The 19,387-nt window shown below is 35.5% G+C and carries 17 protein-coding genes and 4 pseudogenes; 19 read left to right on the top strand and 2 right to left on the bottom strand.

Translation table 11 applies throughout. The features are described from left to right. Positions 1-313: 313 nt before the first annotated feature. The 7 genes and pseudogenes from hcp (at position 314) to AC1DKZ_RS13735 (ending at position 6,952) form a co-directional block, all read left to right on the top strand. Positions 314-1,600: a hydroxylamine reductase gene (gene hcp, locus AC1DKZ_RS13765; RefSeq protein WP_002087596.1), complete on the top strand. Its 1,287-nt coding sequence runs from the start codon at positions 314-316 to the stop codon at positions 1,598-1,600. Positions 1,601-2,056: 456 nt separating this feature from the next. Then, entirely contained in the window at positions 2,057-2,377 is a 321-nt protein-coding gene (locus tag AC1DKZ_RS13760) for a PadR family transcriptional regulator (RefSeq protein WP_002087595.1), read from the top strand. Between the two features lie 75 nt (positions 2,378-2,452). Beyond that, positions 2,453-2,794, top strand: a complete 342-nt coding sequence (locus tag AC1DKZ_RS13755) for a DUF1048 domain-containing protein (RefSeq protein ID WP_002014108.1) — start codon at positions 2,453-2,455, stop codon at positions 2,792-2,794. A 169-nt stretch (positions 2,795-2,963) separates the two neighbouring features. Continuing rightward, on the top strand, positions 2,964-3,725 hold the full coding sequence (locus AC1DKZ_RS13750; RefSeq protein ID WP_476996445.1) for an ABC transporter ATP-binding protein: 762 nt from the start codon (positions 2,964-2,966) through the stop codon (positions 3,723-3,725). Then, on the top strand, positions 3,726-4,475 hold the full coding sequence (locus AC1DKZ_RS13745; RefSeq protein WP_002014105.1) for an ABC transporter permease: 750 nt from the start codon (positions 3,726-3,728) through the stop codon (positions 4,473-4,475). It begins immediately after the preceding gene. Positions 4,476-4,529: 54 nt separating this feature from the next. Next, positions 4,530-4,725 (top strand): annotated as a pseudogene (locus AC1DKZ_RS13740) (PRK06770 family protein); the annotation flags it as partial. 907 nt (positions 4,726-5,632) lie between these two features. Beyond that, positions 5,633-6,952: an aromatic amino acid transport family protein gene (locus AC1DKZ_RS13735; protein WP_016100936.1), complete on the top strand. Its 1,320-nt coding sequence runs from the start codon at positions 5,633-5,635 to the stop codon at positions 6,950-6,952. A gap of 291 nt (positions 6,953-7,243) precedes the next feature. Here the strand turns inward: AC1DKZ_RS13735 and AC1DKZ_RS13730 are convergent, their stop codons facing one another. Then, positions 7,244-8,206 carry a helix-turn-helix transcriptional regulator gene (locus tag AC1DKZ_RS13730; RefSeq protein WP_326997228.1) on the bottom strand — a complete coding sequence of 321 codons (963 nt, stop codon included), beginning with the start codon at positions 8,204-8,206 and terminating at the stop codon, positions 7,244-7,246. Positions 8,207-8,316: 110 nt separating this feature from the next. Between AC1DKZ_RS13730 and AC1DKZ_RS13725 the strand changes: the two genes are divergently transcribed. From AC1DKZ_RS13725 to AC1DKZ_RS13705, 5 genes are all read left to right on the top strand, one after another. Beyond that, positions 8,317-8,796, top strand: coding sequence for a GyrI-like domain-containing protein (locus tag AC1DKZ_RS13725; RefSeq protein ID WP_088293827.1), 480 nt, complete (start codon positions 8,317-8,319; stop codon positions 8,794-8,796). After that, a complete protein-coding gene (locus AC1DKZ_RS13720) occupies positions 8,783-9,292 on the top strand; it encodes a phage tail protein (RefSeq protein WP_476996540.1) in 510 nt (169 codons plus the stop codon). The genes AC1DKZ_RS13725 and AC1DKZ_RS13720 overlap by 14 nt, the downstream gene beginning before the upstream one ends. Before the next feature lie 172 nt (positions 9,293-9,464). Then, positions 9,465-10,097, top strand: coding sequence for a LysE family translocator (locus tag AC1DKZ_RS13715; protein ID WP_476996444.1), 633 nt, complete (start codon positions 9,465-9,467; stop codon positions 10,095-10,097). 262 nt (positions 10,098-10,359) lie between these two features. Then, positions 10,360-10,959, top strand: coding sequence for a TetR/AcrR family transcriptional regulator (locus tag AC1DKZ_RS13710; protein WP_002066410.1), 600 nt, complete (start codon positions 10,360-10,362; stop codon positions 10,957-10,959). Positions 10,960-10,963: 4 nt separating this feature from the next. Beyond that, positions 10,964-11,509: a hypothetical protein gene (locus tag AC1DKZ_RS13705; protein WP_002137530.1), complete on the top strand. Its 546-nt coding sequence runs from the start codon at positions 10,964-10,966 to the stop codon at positions 11,507-11,509. Between the two features lie 268 nt (positions 11,510-11,777). On the opposite strand, the pseudogene AC1DKZ_RS13700 reads toward AC1DKZ_RS13705, so the two are convergent. Further along, positions 11,778-12,316 (bottom strand): annotated as a pseudogene (locus AC1DKZ_RS13700) (Tn3 family transposase); the annotation flags it as partial. Between the two features lie 956 nt (positions 12,317-13,272). Between AC1DKZ_RS13700 and AC1DKZ_RS13695 the strand changes: the two are divergent. The 7 genes and pseudogenes from AC1DKZ_RS13695 to AC1DKZ_RS13665 form a co-directional block, all read left to right on the top strand. Continuing rightward, positions 13,273-13,779, top strand: a complete 507-nt coding sequence (locus AC1DKZ_RS13695; protein ID WP_242310317.1) for a hypothetical protein — start codon at positions 13,273-13,275, stop codon at positions 13,777-13,779. A gap of 246 nt (positions 13,780-14,025) precedes the next feature. After that, positions 14,026-15,183 (top strand): sensor histidine kinase, encoded by a 1,158-nt coding sequence (locus AC1DKZ_RS13690; RefSeq protein ID WP_476996443.1) that lies wholly within the window; start codon positions 14,026-14,028, stop codon positions 15,181-15,183. Further along, positions 15,180-15,848: a response regulator gene (locus AC1DKZ_RS13685; protein WP_476996442.1), complete on the top strand. Its 669-nt coding sequence runs from the start codon at positions 15,180-15,182 to the stop codon at positions 15,846-15,848. Before AC1DKZ_RS13690 ends, AC1DKZ_RS13685 begins: the two co-directional genes overlap by 4 nt. 100 nt (positions 15,849-15,948) lie before the next feature. After that, positions 15,949-16,407, top strand: coding sequence for a CcdC protein domain-containing protein (locus tag AC1DKZ_RS13680; RefSeq protein WP_476996441.1), 459 nt, complete (start codon positions 15,949-15,951; stop codon positions 16,405-16,407). A 420-nt stretch (positions 16,408-16,827) separates the two neighbouring features. After that, positions 16,828-18,108 carry an isocitrate lyase gene (gene aceA / locus AC1DKZ_RS13675; protein ID WP_476996440.1) on the top strand — a complete coding sequence of 427 codons (1,281 nt, stop codon included), beginning with the start codon at positions 16,828-16,830 and terminating at the stop codon, positions 18,106-18,108. Between the two features lie 623 nt (positions 18,109-18,731). After that, positions 18,732-19,010, top strand: a pseudogene (locus tag AC1DKZ_RS13670) (hypothetical protein); the annotation flags it as partial. Between the two features lie 249 nt (positions 19,011-19,259). Further along, positions 19,260-19,387: pseudogene (locus AC1DKZ_RS13665) on the top strand (histidine kinase); the annotation flags it as partial.

Here is a 19,387-nt window from a genome sequence, read left to right as displayed (position 1 = left end):
AGGTTTCCTATAAAATCTTTAATCAAAAAATTGATAGTTCTTCAAAATGAAAAAACGCTATTCTTTCTGTTGAATGATAGAAAGAATAGCGTTTTTGTATGCTTATTAGTTGCTAATAGTTCTCTAAATCAATCATCTAGCTATTTGAAAGTATTAACAAAGGTGTCCGTTTTTTAGCGCCAATAAAAATATTATGTCAACAATATGAACTGTCACAAATTTATATATATTATTGTGATTCATATCACATCCTTTTTTCCTAATGGGTATTATGCTTGATTTGTAAGGAATGATTGGGAGAGGGTGGGATGATATGTTTTGTTATCAATGTGAACAAACGCCAACAGGCGGATGTAAAGTGATGGGTGTTTGTGGTAAGAATGAAACAATTGCAAGTTTACAAGATACGATTGTGTTTGGATTAAAAGGAATAGCGGCTTATCGTACACATGCTGCGCAGCTAGGGTATACAGATGCATTTGTAGATGCTACAACTCAAGAAGCGCTATATATGACATTAACAAATTCTAACTTTAATGAACAAGAACATATTGATATGGCTATGAAAGTAGGGAAATCGGCTTTACGAGTAATGGAGTTATTAGATGAGGCACATACGAATCACTTTGGTGTTCCGGAGCCTGTTCAAATTACACAAAACCATGTAGAAGGTAAGGCAATTGTAGTTACTGGTCATAATTTATTTGCATTAGAAGAGTTATTAAAGCAAACAGAAGGAAAAGAAATTAATATTTATACGCATTCTGAAATGTTACCAGCACACGGTTATCCGCAGCTGAAAAAATATAAGCATTTAAAAGGAAATATTGGTAAGGCATGGTATGATCAACGACGTCTTTTCGAAAAATTTACAGGTGCCATATTAGCGACAACGAACTGTGTTATGCCAATTAAAGGGTCATACTCTGATCGATTCTTTTCATATGATATTGCAGGCTTAGAGGGCGTACAAAAAATTGAAAATGACGATTTTACACCAGTGATTCAAAAAGCGCTAGAACTTCCAGAAGTACATATGGAGTCGGATGAACAGTTAGTAACAGGGTTTCATCATAATACCGTATTATCGTTAGCTCCAGAAATTATTGAGGCAGTAAAGGAAGGGAAAATAAAGCGTTTCTTTGTCATTGCAGGTTGTGATGCACCAGGAAAAGGCGGGGAATATTATCGTGAATTAGCAACGTCACTTCCGCCAGAAACGGTTATTTTAACAACTTCTTGTGGAAAATTCCGCTTTAATGATGTGAATTATGGGGTTGTACCTGGTACGGAGATTCCGCGTTACATTGACTTAGGACAATGTAATAATTCAATTTCGACAGTGAAAATAGCGGCCGCTTTAGCTGATGCTTTTCAATGTGAAGTGAATGAATTGCCAGTGAGTATTGTTCTATCATGGTTCGAACAAAAAGCGGTTGCCATTTTACTGGGGCTATTTAGTCTTGGTATTCAAGATATTCGTATTGGTCCAAAGGCACCTGAATTTATTTCGCCTGGTGTGCTTGATGTATTACAAGAAACATTCGGTTTAAAACTAATTACAACCGCAGCAGAAGACATGAATATGATGTTATCGTAACAAAAAGGATGTCCTATATGTAGAGTTGACTTTATAAAGAGTTTGTATGTATTCGCAAGCTCATGTATTAGATGCATAGGTGCATTAGTAGAAGAACAAAAAAATGATCCGTCTTTTTAATAAGGAAAGCTATCCACATTCATTAACTTCGGAATATTAAAACGCCCAAAATAAAAATGCGGAATTTTTGTTTTGGGTATTTCCTTTTCTTAGCTGGATAGGTATGTGGTGAGATTTCTTAAGAAAAAAATAGGCAGTATCCAATAGATAATAGCGGATTTAAGAAAAAATTTAAAAATCGAGTTGACATTCTATCTACATAGTCATACAATGTAGTTGTAATAAGTAATACTGAATAGTGAGGCTTCTCAAAAGCTATTCAGTAAAAATCAGCCTTAGTACTCTGTGATACTGAATATAAGTCAGACAGAATAGGGGGTAAAGGAGGATAAGAATATGGAAAATTTAACTGAAATGCTGAAAGGTTCGTTGGAAGGATGTGTTCTGGAAATCATTAGCCGCCGTGAAACTTATGGCTATGAGATTACCCGCCACCTTAATGATCTTGGGTTTACTGAAGTCGTGGAAGGAACGGTCTATACCATCCTTGTGCGATTAGAGAAGAAAAAACTTGTGAATATTGAAAAGAAACCGTCAGACATGGGGCCGCCTCGCAAGTTTTATTCACTAAATGAGGATGGCCGTCAGGAGCTTGAATTGTTTTGGAGAAAATGGGATTTTGTATCATCAAAAATTAACGTCTTGAAGTCAAACTAGCCTCATAAGATTAAATATTCGGCCGATATTTTGGGAGTTTCTTGTTCTGCTTTATAAAAAAGGAGGAAAAATAATATGTTGGAAATGTTCAAAAAATTAATTGGTGATAAAAAAGAGTACAAAATGATGATGGCACGGGTTGGAGCTCTGCCAGAGGACTATCAGTTTGTGTTTAAGAAAATTCAAAACTACATGTGGAATTTCTCAGCTGGTAACGGGATGGATATGCTACACATACAGTATGAACTAATCGATTTGTTTGAAGCCGGTGCGGCGGAAGGCAGACAAGTGCTAGAAATAACTGGGGAGGACGTGGCATCCTTTGCTGACGAACTAGTGGCAAATGCTAAAACTTATGTTTCCAAGTATCGTGAAGATTTGAACGAAAGTATCATGAAGCAATTGAGAAAAAAATAAATGCAACAGGTAATACCGACTGATTAGCTGGTTACAAATGTGAATTGCCACCATCGCTATTCAGTTATATTTTTAAACCAGTACTAAGTAATACAGATTATCAGTAATACTAAATAGAGGAGTGCAGGCAGTCTAACTTTACAAAACATTTTTCAAGGAGGAAAAAAGCATGAGCAACACAGCGATTTCTGTAAAAGGGTTAAAAAAATCCTTTAAAGATAAGGAAGTGTTAAAAGGGGTGGATTTTGAAGTGCAGCGTGGCGAAATTTTCGCGCTGCTGGGCTCAAATGGAGCGGGCAAGACGACGATAGTCAGTATCCTCTCGACGCTGATGAAGCAAGATGGCGGCGAAGTAGGTATTTGTGGTTTTGACGTTCAGCGTCAACCGGATCATGTTCGTCAAAGTATCAGTCTGACAGGGCAGTTCGCAGCTTTAGACGGTATGCTCACGGGGAGAGAAAACTTGATAATGATTGCCAAGTTGCGTGAAGTTTCTAGTCCCGCTCAAGTCGCTGACAATTTGCTTGCAAGATTCAGCCTGACTGATGCAGCCAACCAGAGGGCAGACCAGTACTCAGGTGGGATGAAGCGCAGGCTTGACATCGCGATGAGTTTGATTGGGACGCCAGCAGTCATTTTTCTCGATGAACCGACGACAGGGCTTGACCCCGAAGCGCGGATTGAAGTGTGGGATACCGTCAAGGAACTTGCCGGCGGAGGCACAACCATCTTGCTGACAACTCAGTACTTGGAGGAAGCCGAACAACTGGCGGACCGTATCGCTATCTTGCATGGTGGAAAAATTATTACGACTGGTACTCTTACAGAACTTAAAGAGATGTTCCCGCCAACAAAAGTGGAGTATATCGAGAAGCAGCCGACATTGGAAGAAATTTTCCTTGCGATCATTGGCAAAAAGGAGGAGATGTAAATGAAGAGCAAAACAGGGGTATTATTAGGGCGTTTAATGCGCAACATTATGCGCAGTCCGGATACAATTATTACGGTAGCGATTACGCCGATTATGATGATGCTGTTGTTTGTCTACGTATTTGGCGGCGCCATAAAGACAGGAACGGATAACTACGTCAATTATTTATTGCCGGGAATCTTGCTGATGGCTATCGCATCCGGTGTCGCTTACACTTCCGTACGGTTGTTTACGGATGTAAAGAGCGGGCTGATGGCACGTTTCATTACTATGCCTATCAAGCGTTCGTCGGTATTATGGGCTCACGTATTAACATCACTTGTTGCTAATGTGCTTACTATCGTGGTGGTTATCCTTGTTGCGCTCTTAATGGGCTTCCGTTCCAGTGCTAATATTCTGGATTGGCTCGCGGTAGCTGGAATACTCGGGATGTTTACGCTGGCGCTGACATGGTTGGCTATCATTCCTGGGTTGACAGCGAAGTCTATGGAAGGGGCGACAGCCTACTCGTACCCACTAATTTTTCTGCCCTTTATTAGTTCGGCCTTTGTTCCTACCGAAACTATGCCAAAAATTGTTCGTGCGTTCGCTGAAAACCAGCCTGTGACTTCAATCGTGAATGCGATTCGTGCCCTCTTATATGAAGGGACTGTTGGCAACGATATTTGGATTGCACTTGCTTGGTGCGTTGGCATTATGGTTATCGCTTACTTCTTCGCTGGTAAAGCATTTAAACGTCAGTTAGGGTAAAACCATCAGTTCCGTGTTCTATTGCAACTAAATCTTCTGAAATAATATATATGTTTGGAAAAGTGGATTAAAATCACATCAATCTTAGTTAATGCTATAGTTGTTGGTATTTTTACTGGTTGCGTAGTTGGTACGTAAGTAGGATCAGACGTTGAGAAAAAGCAGACTGAGAGAGTTAAAAGGGAAGAGATAATATTTTGACCTCAATTCTAATTGCCATATAATAAATGCAATTTTTATACATGAAAAGCCCACCTATTTCCGTAGGTGGGCTATATCTTTACTACACAATTCGAAAGTATACTCTCCTTTTCTAAATATGTAATTATGCATATTTAGAAAAAACTACACTTAATAAATATTACATATAGTAAATGGAAACTTATGGTGTAATTCTTTTAACAGGCTTAACATGATAACCATTATATAAGGTGCGTAGGCTCCTTCGGAAAAGTTCTTCTTTTCTGAAAAATGAATATTAATTCGTTATATGTAATAAAAATTCGTGAAAATAATTTTATGTTTTCTAAATTTATTCCTTTACATCAATGTGTATTATTTATTACAACAGCTTCATGTCAAAGATAAGATGTGAAAGCAAAGGGAAATATAAGTATCTTTATAACGAGTTCCTAATATAATCAATGTGTTAACGAAAGGAACTCTGTATTATGTTTATTTTTCTATTAACTAATACAGCTTCAAAAAATAGACACAATTGATACATACCAATTGTAATTTATTATCTATTCATAATTCTGTTTATTCTGTCTTTCTAAAAATAAAAAAATATTAGACTCGCAAATATAAACGTTATAATGAGGGCGTCGAGAGGTAACCGATTACCTACGAAGAAAATATCAAACATTTTAAAATTGGACAGACTGAAACGATTAATTACAGAAAGGTGTGTGACCAGAAGGGGGATTTCTTCAAAATAGTTTAGTAGCAGTGGACATCGTATTAGCTGGTGTAAACAATATCATCAATGGAAGTATAGGGTTGGAGGATAAATGCCTCGCACATTAAGAGAGACAGCTTTAGGTGGAATCGTTTACAATATGGTGCATCAAGTAAGCGGTTCATTTTTTAAGAATGGTCTATATTCTTAAGCCTAAAAAGAGACGTAAAAATAGGATACAAGGGGGATTTATTATATGAATGGGAATACTGCAAAAAAAATAGAATTTCAAGCTGAAAATACTGCAGTGAAAAATGAGAAATATCTAGATCCTAAAAAGTGGCATAAACAAGATACTACCTGGGCATTGAGCCTTTTTGGAACAGCAATTGGAGCAGGGGTGCTCTTTTTACCGATTAATGCAGGTTCAGGTGGTTTATTATCATTACTACTAATTACATTGCTTGCATATCCAGTTATGTATTACTCACATAGGGCACTTGCTAAAATGATTTACACTTCTAATTCTGCTGATGAGGGGATTACAGGCACAATAAGAGAGTATTTCGGAAATAAGGCAAGTATCATTTTTAACATCGTATATTTCGGCTCAATTTATACAATCGTATTGATGTATTCGGTTGCGCTTACAAATACCGCAAGTAGTTTTATCGTGCATCAATTGCACATGCCGGAGCCTCCAAGGGCCATTTTATCTCTTGTATTAGTGCTCGGCCTTATTGCTATACTAAATTTTGGTCAAGATATTACTGTGAAAATCATGAGTATGCTCGTATATCCTTTCATAGCTTCTCTACTTTTCATCGCAATATCTTTAATTCCACAGTGGAATACGTCAATGCTTAGCTTTTCAAGTGTTTCTACTGCTTCAACAGGAACAGGATATTTTGGAACGATATTAATGATTTTACCAATCATCGTATTCTCATTTAATCATTCACCTATGATTTCATCATTTGTTGTGAAACAGAAGGCTACGTATGGAATAGAAGCTACTGATGCTAAATGTGCACAAATACAAAAAGTTTGTTATATCATGACATTCGTTGTAGTTATGTTCTTCGTTTGGAGTAGTACACTGAGTTTGACTCCAGAGGATTTAAAAATGGCAAAAGAGCAAAACTTATCAATCCTTTCATATCTTGCTAATGAGCTTAATTCACCAGTAATCACTATTGCAGCTCCAATCATTGCTTTTGTGGCTATTACAAAGTCTTTCCTTGGCCATTATATAGGAGCATTTGAGGTAATGCGTGACGTGATTATGAAGTTCGGTAAAACACGTGGAAAAGTTATTGAAGAAAAAACAATTAAGACAATGATCCTTACTTTTGTTGTATTAACATGCTGGTTTGTCGCTTATACAAATCCAAGTATTCTTGGAATTATTGATTCTCTGAGCGGTCCATTAGTTGCTGCTATCTTATGTCTATTACCGATGTATGCGATTAGTAAAGTACCAGTACTAGCTAAATACAAAGGGAAAATGAGCAATGTATTTGTTATTGTTGTAGGTATACTTACTGTCCTAGCAAGTATTAAGTCATTATTCTAATTCGCTATTGTTAGTTCAAGTGCTAAAATAGTGGGATATGAAAAAAATGAAAGAGATTATGGATAAGATACGTCCATATTCGAATTTTAAACAAGCTGTTTTATGAGGGTTAAACTCTAATATAAAAAGACATGAACAAAGATTAGTTCATGTCTTTTTTTGTGTTGGCGTTATTCTTAGAAGAGCGTTTAAAGTAGCGGTAGAGAATAAAATGTTTTTACTAGGTATTTAAATAGAGGTAACTGGCATCTAGTCAAACTCAATATTATTTTGGGTTTAACTGGCCACTGCTTATGGGCAGTATAAGCATAATCTCTCTTTTAAACCTTCTAACACTTCTTCAGGAACTTCCCTGATTTTGATATCTTTACCTAGGAAAAGTAGCCAATTTGTTATTTCTATCAATTCATCGAGATTGTTAACATTGATAAAAGTTTTTAGAATGGCTGTGGATTGGTAAGGATTTGTATAGGAAATAGAAATTTTTATAGGATGGTATTTTTTGAACTGGGTAATCGCTTTTGGACCAAGTTCAAGTACAAGGTTGATTGCTTCGTCCTTCTTACTTAGTTTTTCTGAAATTTTTTTCTTACTTAATCTATTTTTCGTCGTATAGGGTTCGACATTAATGAGATGATCGACAAGAAACATCTTCTTTTGTTCTTCTTTTATGTCAAAGCCTTCAATTATCCAATGGCTTTTTTCTTGATAAAGGTGTAGTAGATAAATTGGATAAGACTTGGTTTCCTCCTCTTCTTTTACGGTAATCAATAAATGGCTATCCAAAAGAAGGATTTGGATGAGTTTTTCTAACATAGGGTGGGGGAGGTCGGAAAGCTCAAGTAGGTCAGGATTATGAGGGTTAGTCCCTTCAAAAAGCAAGATTTGATTTAAAAGAACAAGGTCATCCTGCTGGATTTCTGAGATGAGTCCTAGTAATTTTTCGGCTAAAGACTGACGACTCTTTAGATAGGGAAGTTGTTGATTTCTTGTGGCCATAAAGGCAATAAAAAGAGCTTTGACCTCATTATCAGTAAAGCGAACAACGGGCAGGATAGAGTTATGCATGACAAAATATCCTCCATCCCTGCCAACTTCAGCGACGAGCGGCATCCCCATGGCTTCAATTTCTCTAATGTCTCTAATAGCTGTCGATCGTGAGATGTTAAATTCTCGTATGATTTCAGAAATTGTAAAGTGGGAGCGGTTGTTAATGTACCGCATGATCGTATTAATCCGTTCAACTTTTTTCATGTTGGTCTCCTAAACAGTATCATTTTTTGACATGATTTAAAGATATTATAAACTCATCAAGTGAAAAGATAAATCGTTTGATTAATTTAAAAGTGAGGAAGGTTTTAAATATGAAAAATTATACAATAGAAGAAAAAGATAGCTTTATCGTGTTAGGTATTGGAACTGAACTTAAGAGCCACTATACAGACTTTGCGGGCATAAACAAGGAAAAGGCAGACTTTTGGCTGGCCGTCGAACAAGATGGAAGGTTGGACACTTTAAAAGCTTTAGCTACAAATGATTACATTTTTTCTGTGAGTGAAGCGGTGAATAACAAGATGATGTATTACGCTGGTGTCATGACAGAGGCAACGATACAAGAAGAATCTAGAGTTATCCAGTTTCCGAGGGGAGAATACCTAGTAGTTAAAGGTGAAGGCAATACAGCTGAGGAGCTAAGTAATAAGCTTACTGGTATTGCATTTGGTCAAGCATTAGCAGAAGAAAAAGATTTTTCCTATGTTGGTGGGCCAAATACAACAGTTGAGATGGGGCAGCGAAACGGCTTAGTATTTGGTGAAATATGGATTCCAGTTGTTAGGAAGTAAAGTGTTAAAAGGAGAGATGGAATTGTCCGATATCGTTGATTTTAAAAACGTAACTACAGCTGGCATGGAGTCTTCACCTGTAGCAGAAGCACTTGCTGGTTTACGTGCCCATGAAGCACGTTACTTTATGAATAAATACAAGCATGAATTTACGGTTGTACCAGCTAGTGAAAGCGAGAAGACTCTTGATTATGTGAACCGCATTTTGAAAGAAGAACGTGATATTGAGTTTGCGGCAAAACCTTTAGAAACATCGTGTTTTCAAGTGGAAAATATTAAATTTGCCTATGTCTTCTATGAGGATGGTCTTGCAGTCAACGTCATGTATACGCTGGATAACCCAAAGAAGCGGGCTGTTGGATTTAAGCTTTCTGAGGGAATGGAGATACCAACGAAGTTAGTAGAGAAGTTTAAGTTTGCTAGACAGAAGTCTAAACTTGCTGGAACAATTCGAGGTTCGTTTTTTGTGATAAAAGGAGAATATAGTGTAAGTTGAAGAATCATTCATTTGTCATATTGAGTTATTTTTTAAAAGGCGCGATTAAGGCTAACGATCTTGAATTGTTAGCCTTTTTTTACATAAGTAAATAATATTTACAGTCTGCTACACACTACGTTCTGATAAAATAAACGATAAGAAATTTATGTAAGATAAAGGGGGAAGATTCATGGTCAGCTTTAGTACTGTGCTAGCTTTTGCAATTGTTTCACTTAGCATGGTTTGTTCACCTGGGCCTAACATGATTTATCTCATTTCTCGCTCGATTACGCAGGGGCGTATGGCAGGATTTATTTCTCTTTTGGGTATCATGCTTGGCTTCATAATCTATATAATCGCAACAATGTTCGGACTTACAGCCCTTTTCCTTGCTGTTCCCGCTATCTATGAAGCAGTTAAGTGGGCAGGTGCTGCTTACTTACTCTGGCTCGCATGGAATTCGATTAAGCCTGGTGCTACATCTATTATGGAACCTCGTACTATTGCTATTGAGCCGCCACGGAAATTATTTTTAATGGGACTTATGACGAATCTGCTGAATCCTAAGATTGCTATTTTGTATGTGTCACTTCTACCTCAATTTGAAGATCCTGAGAAAGGATCGTTGCTTCTACAGGGTGCAGTTCTGGGCTTTACACAAATAACGGTTAGCTTTATAGTCAACCTCCTAATTGTATTTACAGCAAGTAGAGATGCCAAATGGTTTGGCACACGCCCAACGTGGCTGCGAGTGCAGCGTTGGCTTATGGCAAGCGTCTTGACAGGTCTTGCTGTACGTCTTGCTTTTGAACGTCGACAGTAAGAGTCTTCTTGTGGAAAGTTACTATCTTTTTGGAACGATTGTAAGGGGAATAAGAATGATATTAAAAATAAAGCCAGCTACTGTATGTTCTTAATTTTACCTAACGTTTTTTCAAAAATGCTAGTAGATGCTGTTTCTTTTTTTAGAGGATACGGTAGGAATACCGTATTTTTTATTATAGGGGAATTTTGTTTTGTTAGCTTGAGAGCAATGTGAAACCTAAAATAATATGATCATATTATAAAAAGGGAGGAGGATATGAGTGCCTAAAATTGTTGATCAAATACAAAGGAAGAATCAGATAGCCACTGCTACTTGGCGTGTAATATTAGAAAAAGGTATTGATAAAGCTTCTATACAGCAAATCGCTGACGAGGCAAACATTTCGGTTGGACTTGTTCAGCATCATTTTTCGTCTAAAAATGAATTAATTCATTATGCAATGAATTTAGTATTGAATCGAATGGAAGAACGGGCAAACACTCGTACAAGTGAATTTAAGGGAACGAAAGAAGAAGCACTTAGAAGATTAATGAAATTTATTATTCCTTCTAATAAAGAAGAAATGTTGGAAGGGAAGGTTTGGATTACATTTCTGGGTATATCCTTTAGTTCTCCAGAACTTATTGAACTTCGGAAGAAAATGGATGACCATACGAGGTATCTTATGGGAATAATTCTAGATTTAATGAGGGATCTAGGATACGTCACACCAGGTCACAATAGAGAATTTGAATTAGAGATACTGTACGGATTTATTGATGGGCTAGTAATTCATGTCCTTCAAACACCAGAATCATATCCAGAAGAAAAAGTAAATCAACTTATTGAGTATTATTTAAAAGAAAAAAAGAGGGATTAATCGCATGAATAAAGTTTTCATTATTATTCTTGTAGTCGTTATTGTATTGATTATTAGGCAGCTTATCCCGAAGAAAGTAGATAGCTTCGATCTTCTTGGTATACCAATCATGGCTATAATCAGAACTTATATGGGTCTTCCAAATAGATTGGACTATATTATTACAATTGAATTAATTAGCTTGCTTATATTAGGAGCGATAGTTGGTTATTGGCAAGCTAAGAGGGTGAAAGTTTTTCATCATAATAATCAATTATGTAGTGTTGGAGGCTATACGTATATTATCGGATGGATTATTATGCTTTTGGGCAGGATTGTTATTTTATTGTTGTTCAATCTTAACTCGCTCGTATCGACATTTCAAGCGGGACAGGAACAGTTTACGAGTGAAATAATTAAAGTTCTTTCTCATGCTGGAGATTGGTTAATATGGTCTACTATTCTTGCATCTTCCATCATGTATACCGTTACCTTATATAAAGATCACCCGGATATCAAGAAATTAATACATGATCGTTTTAAAGAAATAAAACAACGAATAAAATATTAATTTAACTAATTGTTGTTATATGGGCCATTGCCACATGCCCATCAACTTAAGAAAACAAATCAGCCCCAAAACGAAAAAATGAGCTTTTTTATTACAAATTAGCACAAAATCTCGTTCTGGGGATAGCTGTATTTTCTTAGCTTAATAGCGATGTGACTCTCCCCCTGTTAGGGGGTCCTGACGTCAAAACGTGGATATTATACGCTAAGACATTTTTTGAGAAAAAAGACCCTGATTTCCTTACACTAAGCAGGAAATCAGGGTCTTTTTATGTTCTTAAAGGACGGAACGAATGATAATTGCTGACAGTAAAGTTGTACTCACCTAGAAAATTAATATGCTCCCAACCAAGAGGTGAGATATGAGGAAGCAACTCTTCTCGATGTTTTCCAATCTTTTTCATATGTTCAATAGCTTGAGATAGATACATAGTATTCCAGATACTGAGTGCATTGATAATTAGATTTAATGCACTGGCGCGCTGTAATTGGTCTTGTAGTGCCCGTTCTCGAAGTTCACCGTGTTTCCCGAAAAAAATTGCGCGTGCTAATGCATTCATAGCTTCTCCTTTATTCAACCCCTTTGAATCCGCCGGCGTAAAGTTTCGCTAGAAATATAGTCTAGGATAAACAGTGTTTTTTCAATACGTCCCATCTCTCTTAGTGCTGTTGCAAGACTGTTTTGCCGGGAGTAAGAGCTCATTTTGCTCATGACAAGGGAAGCTGATGATGTTCCTTCGCGAATGGAATGTGCCAATCGAAGGACATCGTCATAATTATCTCGAATGACTTTTGTAGGGGTTCGACCGAGATACATGTAATTTCGGGTCATATCCTGTATTTTATTTCCAATAACCATATTTTATTATAACAAAAAGGTTTGAAATCAATAATGTTATGAATTATTTTTGATACAGTATTTTGTTACAGCCAGTTCAACAGTTAGGAAGTTTCGTATTTTTAAATACAAAACGTAACAAAAATGAACGTTTATGTTACAAATATCTCCGAAAAATAACATCTAGGAAAAAATGTATCGCTACGACCTATTTTTACACCTATCTCGGCCGAACCCCACTATGATTTCACTTATTGATAAAGAAAAAATCAATGATGCTAAAAAGATGTTACATCGAGGGTTACGAACTACAAAAAACAAATATCCTAAATTATACTGTTTATTTTCCTATCAAAATCATTTATATTTTGACAAAATAAATTTTAAAAAATTTCTCAAAAAAACAGCCATTCCCTTTTTCAAAAATGAAAATAATAATAAACAATTATCCATATTTTATATTGACTTAGCGACCTGTTATCAAAAGGAAAATCAATTCGAAAAAGCTTGTTTATATTACCAAAAAGGCATCTCTTGTATAAGGATAGTCAAAAGTTTAAATCTCATATCATCTCATCTCATAAAAATATTTAGTTACAATTTTAATAAGAAAACATATTCAAAACTCCTATTTTTCACATAGCAAATAACATTTTTCCATGTGCTGTTGTTGTATCTACCGTAATAATAATTGGCTTTTGGTTAAAATATTTCGGTTGATGAAGATACGCTGCTGTCCCATATATCCAGTTATATATATTCAAGTGGCTTTTTTCACAAAAGAATCATAAAAAACTCTATCTATAGATAGAGGGTATTCAAAAAAAATCATCTTTCAGATAGATGTTCTAAAATAGTAGGGATGTTACAATCCTCCAGTAAGTAAGCAAATAAACAATAAATTTATACTTTATGGGGGTTTTAATTTGAATACTCAAGCTTGGATAATGATTGGTGCATTTTTAACAATTGTATTATTAACACAAATCGGAAGAAAAGTATTTACAACCACAAAGGCTGTATTGCCATTTATTCTTTGTGGTATAAGTATTTATTTATTCGTCGAGGAAATACCTACCTCAGGTTCAAATATGACCGCACTCATAATCATGACAATGGTCGGCATGATCATGGGAGGGCTAATGCTTTTTACAGTGAAAGTAGAATATGGTTCTGACAATAAAGCGTACGTAACTGCTGGTATTCCTTATTTATGTTTATGGATTATTGGACTTGGATGGCGTGTCGTATTAGCTTATGTAGCGACAGACTGGTATCCACAACAATTTATAGATTTCATGGTATCGAATCACTTGGATTTTAATGTTATAGCCCCTGCTTTCGTATTTTTTACAATTGCGATGGTAGTTATTCGTACTATTGGAATTGTGATTAGGATACAAAGATATAGAAAAAATCTAAAAGCAAATTAAAGAAATAGGTTAAGAAAAACAACTTCTTTTGTCTAATGAAGTAGGTAAAACAAACACACTATAATAACTACTTCATTATTCTTTTAATTTCAGATTTTAGATGATATGCATTAAAGGAATTTAACTCGACTATGAACTATTATAATTGGGAGTTGTAAATTTCCAGCCTTTAAATCAAGAAATGGATGTTCATCTATAGCCAAGAAATATAGAAACTAAACAGTAAGGTTGCGAGGGAATAAGTACATGGAAAAAGTATTTTTAAAAATGATTGATAGTCATGCAGGAAATGCGATAGGAAGCATCTTAATATGCGTATTTTTTTATAAAGGTTTCGCACCTCATGGTACCTTTGCAATATGGGTTTGTAGCGTTTTTGTAACAATTTATCTATGGATGTTGTATTCACCAAAATCTTGGTGGAATGCAAGGAAGTACGCTTTATTTACGAGTATATTAATAAGCATATCATGTGTAATATATTTTTCTCATCCGAATTTTCCAAATTATGCGTTATGGCCACTCATAGTTTTTCTTGCCGCTGCAGAACCAAGGTGGACACGAGTAACGTCAATTTTAGCTGCTATAACGGGGATAGTTATTATTCTATTTATACATGCGAATACGTTTCCTTATCAAGAAACATTAATTATTATCGGCCTCTATGTCTCGATCCGAAGTACATCCAAGCTAAGAGACGCATATCAAAAAAATCAAAAACAACTAAAAGAATTAGACGAAGCACATGCTGAACTACAAGAAACAACGGTATTTTCTATGCGATATGCAGCTTTTACGGAAAGAACAAAATTAGCAAGAGAGATTCATGATGGACTTGGACATCAAATGACCTCACTTATTATTCAATTACAGGTTCTTAAGATTATCTTAAGGAAAAATCCTGCTGATGCCCAAGATCATGTTGAAGAACTTTTAAAGGTGGCACGAAAAGGAATGGAAGAAATCCGCGTCGCTGTTAAGGAATGGACAAGTGATGAAAAAGATCTCGGGCTTACTTCATTAAAAGGATTGATTTCACAGGTTCAAGCGAATTCTTTATTACAAATTGAGTTCATTCAAGCTGGAAATATAACAGAGTGGACGATGGAGGAAAGTACAATTCTGTATCGCATTCTACAAGAGTCTTTAACTAATGTCTTACGACATTCTAATGCAGATTCTGTTATTGTAAACGTAACAGAAATAGACGGAGTAGTAAAACTCACAATTGATGATAATGGTATATATACAGGGGATAAGCCATTAAAATATGGCTTTGGACTCAATGGTATGATAAAACGCTGTAAATCAGTTGGAGGTAATTGTTCCTTTTTTCTAAATGAACCAAAAGGACTTCGAGTTGAAGCCACTATTCCAATTCAGAAAAATGGAGGAGAAGTATGACAGAAAAGATCCGTATTGTGCTAGCTGATGATGAACCATTTGTTCGAAAAGGCCTATGCTATATTATTGAAATGCAAGATGACATGGAGATAGTAGGGGAATGTAAAGACGGTAAGGAAGCAATTAAAGTGGCTTTAGAAACTGCACCAGATATGGTAATTATGGACATTCAAATGCCTGATTTATCAGGCATTTTGGCTACTAAAAACATTATGAGTATATTACCAAACACAAAGGTTGTCCTATTAACAACATTTGATGTACAACAATATGTCTTAGATGGTATTCGAGCTGGTGCAGTGGGTTATATATTAAAAGATACTGAAACGGAGGAAATGCTAGATAGTATTCGATCTATGAATAGAGGGGCAATGATTTATAATAGCACGACAGCAAATCAAGCTTTTACACAATTTATAAAACTCGATAATAATGATTATAATTTAGCTGGCGAAGAACTTGAATATACGGAAAATCTAACTAAGCGGGAGATTGATGTTTTACAATTATTAGCTTATGGAAAACAAAACCATGAAATAGCTAAAATCCTTTATGTTTCCGAAGGGACAGTCAAAACTCATATCCACAATATTCTTCAAAAACTAGATGTAACAGATCGTACACAAGCAGCTGTAATGGCAATTCGAAAAAAAATTGTAAAGTGATATCTGCTGTATGTAGTAAAAAGAATAAAATTTTAAATTAACATAGTGTTTTTCTAATTGAAATTAAACAGATCATAATAAAAAAGAAAGAGAGTATAGCATGGATAATACAACTGGTCTTATTATTTTAATTCTTATAATTCTCCTTCAACTAAAAGAAAGGGAATTGAAAGTTCAACGAATGTGGATTGCTCCTGTATTAATCGCATACTATACATTTACTCATGTATTTAACGATCTCGTATTAATAGAAACAGGTCTATTTGTAGTATTACTTGCTCTTGGAGGAATTGTAGGAGCTGTGCGTGGTTCTACAACTATAATACGAATCGATAAAAATAATGGGAAGGTTTATGCTAAAAATTCTTATATCGCCTTAGGTATATGGATTGTTGTATTTATTTTACGTTTTATTGTAACGTATATTTTTAAAGGTTCAAGTCAGTATGCGCTAGGTTTAGTAACGAATGGTATTTTTTGCTTTATTGCGGCGAGTGAGTGTATAAGAAAAGTGATTCTATACTTAAAAGCAAAAAGTTTGATACATTCCAAGCATTAAGTATTGCTAAGGGTAATTTTTGTAGTATAGCAAATTTCAGTGTTTTTCTAACATCAACACATTGCCATCAAGTTAAGAAACTCATTGTTCCCCCAAAATGAAAAAATGTTATGCTCTCTGTATATTCCTACAGAGAGCATAACATTTTTTATGACTCTTTTTATTCAAAATGAACTACAATTGTTTACTGAGAAATTCCCCCGACATATGTCATCACATATCTTGGATAAATTAGCTAGAGAAATAGGATTTGTTCAACAGGAAAATAAATATTAGCATCTTTCTTCCAAGAACAAATAAAAGAAAGCGTTGATTCTTATCTTCATTATCCAGGAATATACTCAGGCGGCCAAGAAAATATTTAGTGCAATAGTTACTCGGAAGAATAACTGAAAAATAACATACGAGGAGATGGAAGAAATGAAAAACGAAAGAATTCAACAATTACAAGGAAATTGGGAGTTAGATAAACGTTGGAAAGGGGTAAAACGCCCGTATTGTGCCGAAGATGTTATTCGTCTTCGAGGATCTATCGATATTGAACATACACTAGCACGCCACGGTGCAGAGAAACTTTGGCAATCGCTTCATATAGAAGACTACATCAATGCGCTTGGTGCATTAACAGGAAATCAAGCAATGCAGCAAGTGAAAGCAGGCTTAAAAGCAATTTGTGTAAGTGGTTGGCAAGTAGCTGCTGATGCCAATTTATCTGGACATATGTATCCAGACCAAAGTTTATATCCAGTGAATAGTGTGCCCTCTGTTGTAAAAAGAATCAATCAAACGTTGCAACGTGCTGATCAAATTCAGCATATGGAAGGTGGCAGTGATATAGATTATTTCGTACCAATTGTTGCAGATGCAGAAGCTGGTTTTGGTGGGCAATTAAACGTATTTGAATTAATGAAAGGAATGATTGAAGCAGGTGCAGCAGGTGTACATTTTGAAGATCAGTTGTCTTCAGAAAAGAAATGCGGACATTTAGGTGGAAAAGTATTATTACCGACACAAACGGCGGTACGTAATTTAATTTCTGCTCGTTTAGCTGCGGATGTTATGGGCGTGCCGACAGTAATCGTGGCAAGAACAGATGCAGATGCAGCAGATTTAATTACGAGCGACATTGATCCAATTGATCAAGAATTTATTACAGGAGAAAGAACAACGGAAGGTTTTTATCGTACAAAAGCGGGGCTCAATCAAGCAATTGCACGTGGCCTAGCATATGCACCGTACGCAGATCTTATTTGGTGTGAAACGTCTGAACCAAATTTAGAAGATGCGAAGCGTTTTGCAGAAGCAATTCATAAGAGATACCCAGGAAAGTTACTCGCATATAACTGTTCACCGTCGTTTAATTGGAAACAAAAATTAGGTCAAAAAACAATTGAAAACTTTCAAAAAGAACTGGCATCATATGGTTACAAACTCCAATTTGTAACACTTGCAGGATTCCATTCGTTAAACCACAGTATGTTCGAATTAGCACGCGGCTATAAAGAACGTGGTATGGCAGCGTATTCTGAATTACAACAGGCCGAATTTGCAGCAGAAGAGCATGGTTATTCTGCTATGCGTCATCAACGAGAAGTCGGAACAGGTTACTTTGACGAAGTAGCACAAGTGATTACGGGTGGAACTTCATCTACGACAGCGCTGAAAGGTTCTACGGAAGAATTGCAGTTTAAAGATAATTAATTCAGTTATTGTGGAGAAAGTCTTAAATAACATTGGCATTTTGAACAAAAATTGCATGAGAAACACATATAAAATATTCTATTTATTTTTAATTTTCTCAATGTTTTTGTTGCATTTTTAAATTATAATATAAGTAACTCTTTTTATTGCTATATATCTGTCATTTCTTGTTACAGAATCCTTATTATAAGGATTCTGTTTTTTTGCATTAAATTTCTACAAACAAAAAAGATAAGATCGGAGAATTCAATCTTATCTTTAGTACAAGGAGTAAACATAAGGAATAATCATCATATTTTTATCACGCTTTATTTTTAAATTTTGAAACTATAAATAACAAGTATATCTATATTGAGAAATTTATTGCAAATTTAGTTGTAAATGTTTCAAATTAGAAAAGGTTAGCTCCTCACTTCACCCCAGCCAAAAACCTTACACCCAAAAACGAAGGGTAACTCAATTATCAAACTCATATTAAGTTTCAATCTTGCCTAAGCATCCATTAGGATATACAACTGATCATCTATTTTTCTTTACATAATCTCCAGATACAGTCCATATCAACTATAGATTCTTGTCTTATGCTAAATGTAGTTCCAAACAAAACAAGGAGGTAATGAAAAATGATTAAAACATTATTAGCAGGAGCACTTTTAAGTACAGGATTGGTAGCGGGGGGTGCAGTAGGTGCAGATGATGCGAAAATGGACAATTTAAAATCAAATGAAGATAGTTCAAATCAAGTAATTACACGGAGTGCAGATGGAACAACGTCTTTCTCACAAAACTTTGATGTACCTAAAGATGCAGTGCCAGCAACTCCTAAAGGAGATGCAAAAACTGTTGAAAGAACAGAAGGTACAGGTTCTCAAGAAGGAAAAATGGTACCAACAAAAGAAGGAAATTAAATAATATATAGTTATAACGAAGAGCATCCAAAAAGTGGTGCTCTTTTTATATTATAGGGATCAACTGGTTTTACTCAATATAGAACTGTAGTGGGAATTCAAGCTAGAATATGGGTTACTGTCTCTTCAAATCAGGGTGTTTGAAGCACTAGTTTTGATGGTAACGTTACAACATAAACATTTTATTAGAGATTTTTTAAATTTACATACACTCTAGATAAGCTACATATCAACTTCAGATACTTGTTTTATGATACAAGTAATCAAACAAAAGGAGGGCAATACAAAATGATTACAACAGTATTAACAGGGCACTCTTTTAAGTACAGGAGATTATTGACAGGTGGAGAAAATGTTGAAGATGTACAGAC

Source organism: Bacillus sp. 05T21 (assembly GCF_056396785.1).
Note: the sequence above shows the minus strand (reverse complement) of the source record. Positions and strands in the feature narration are given on the sequence as shown.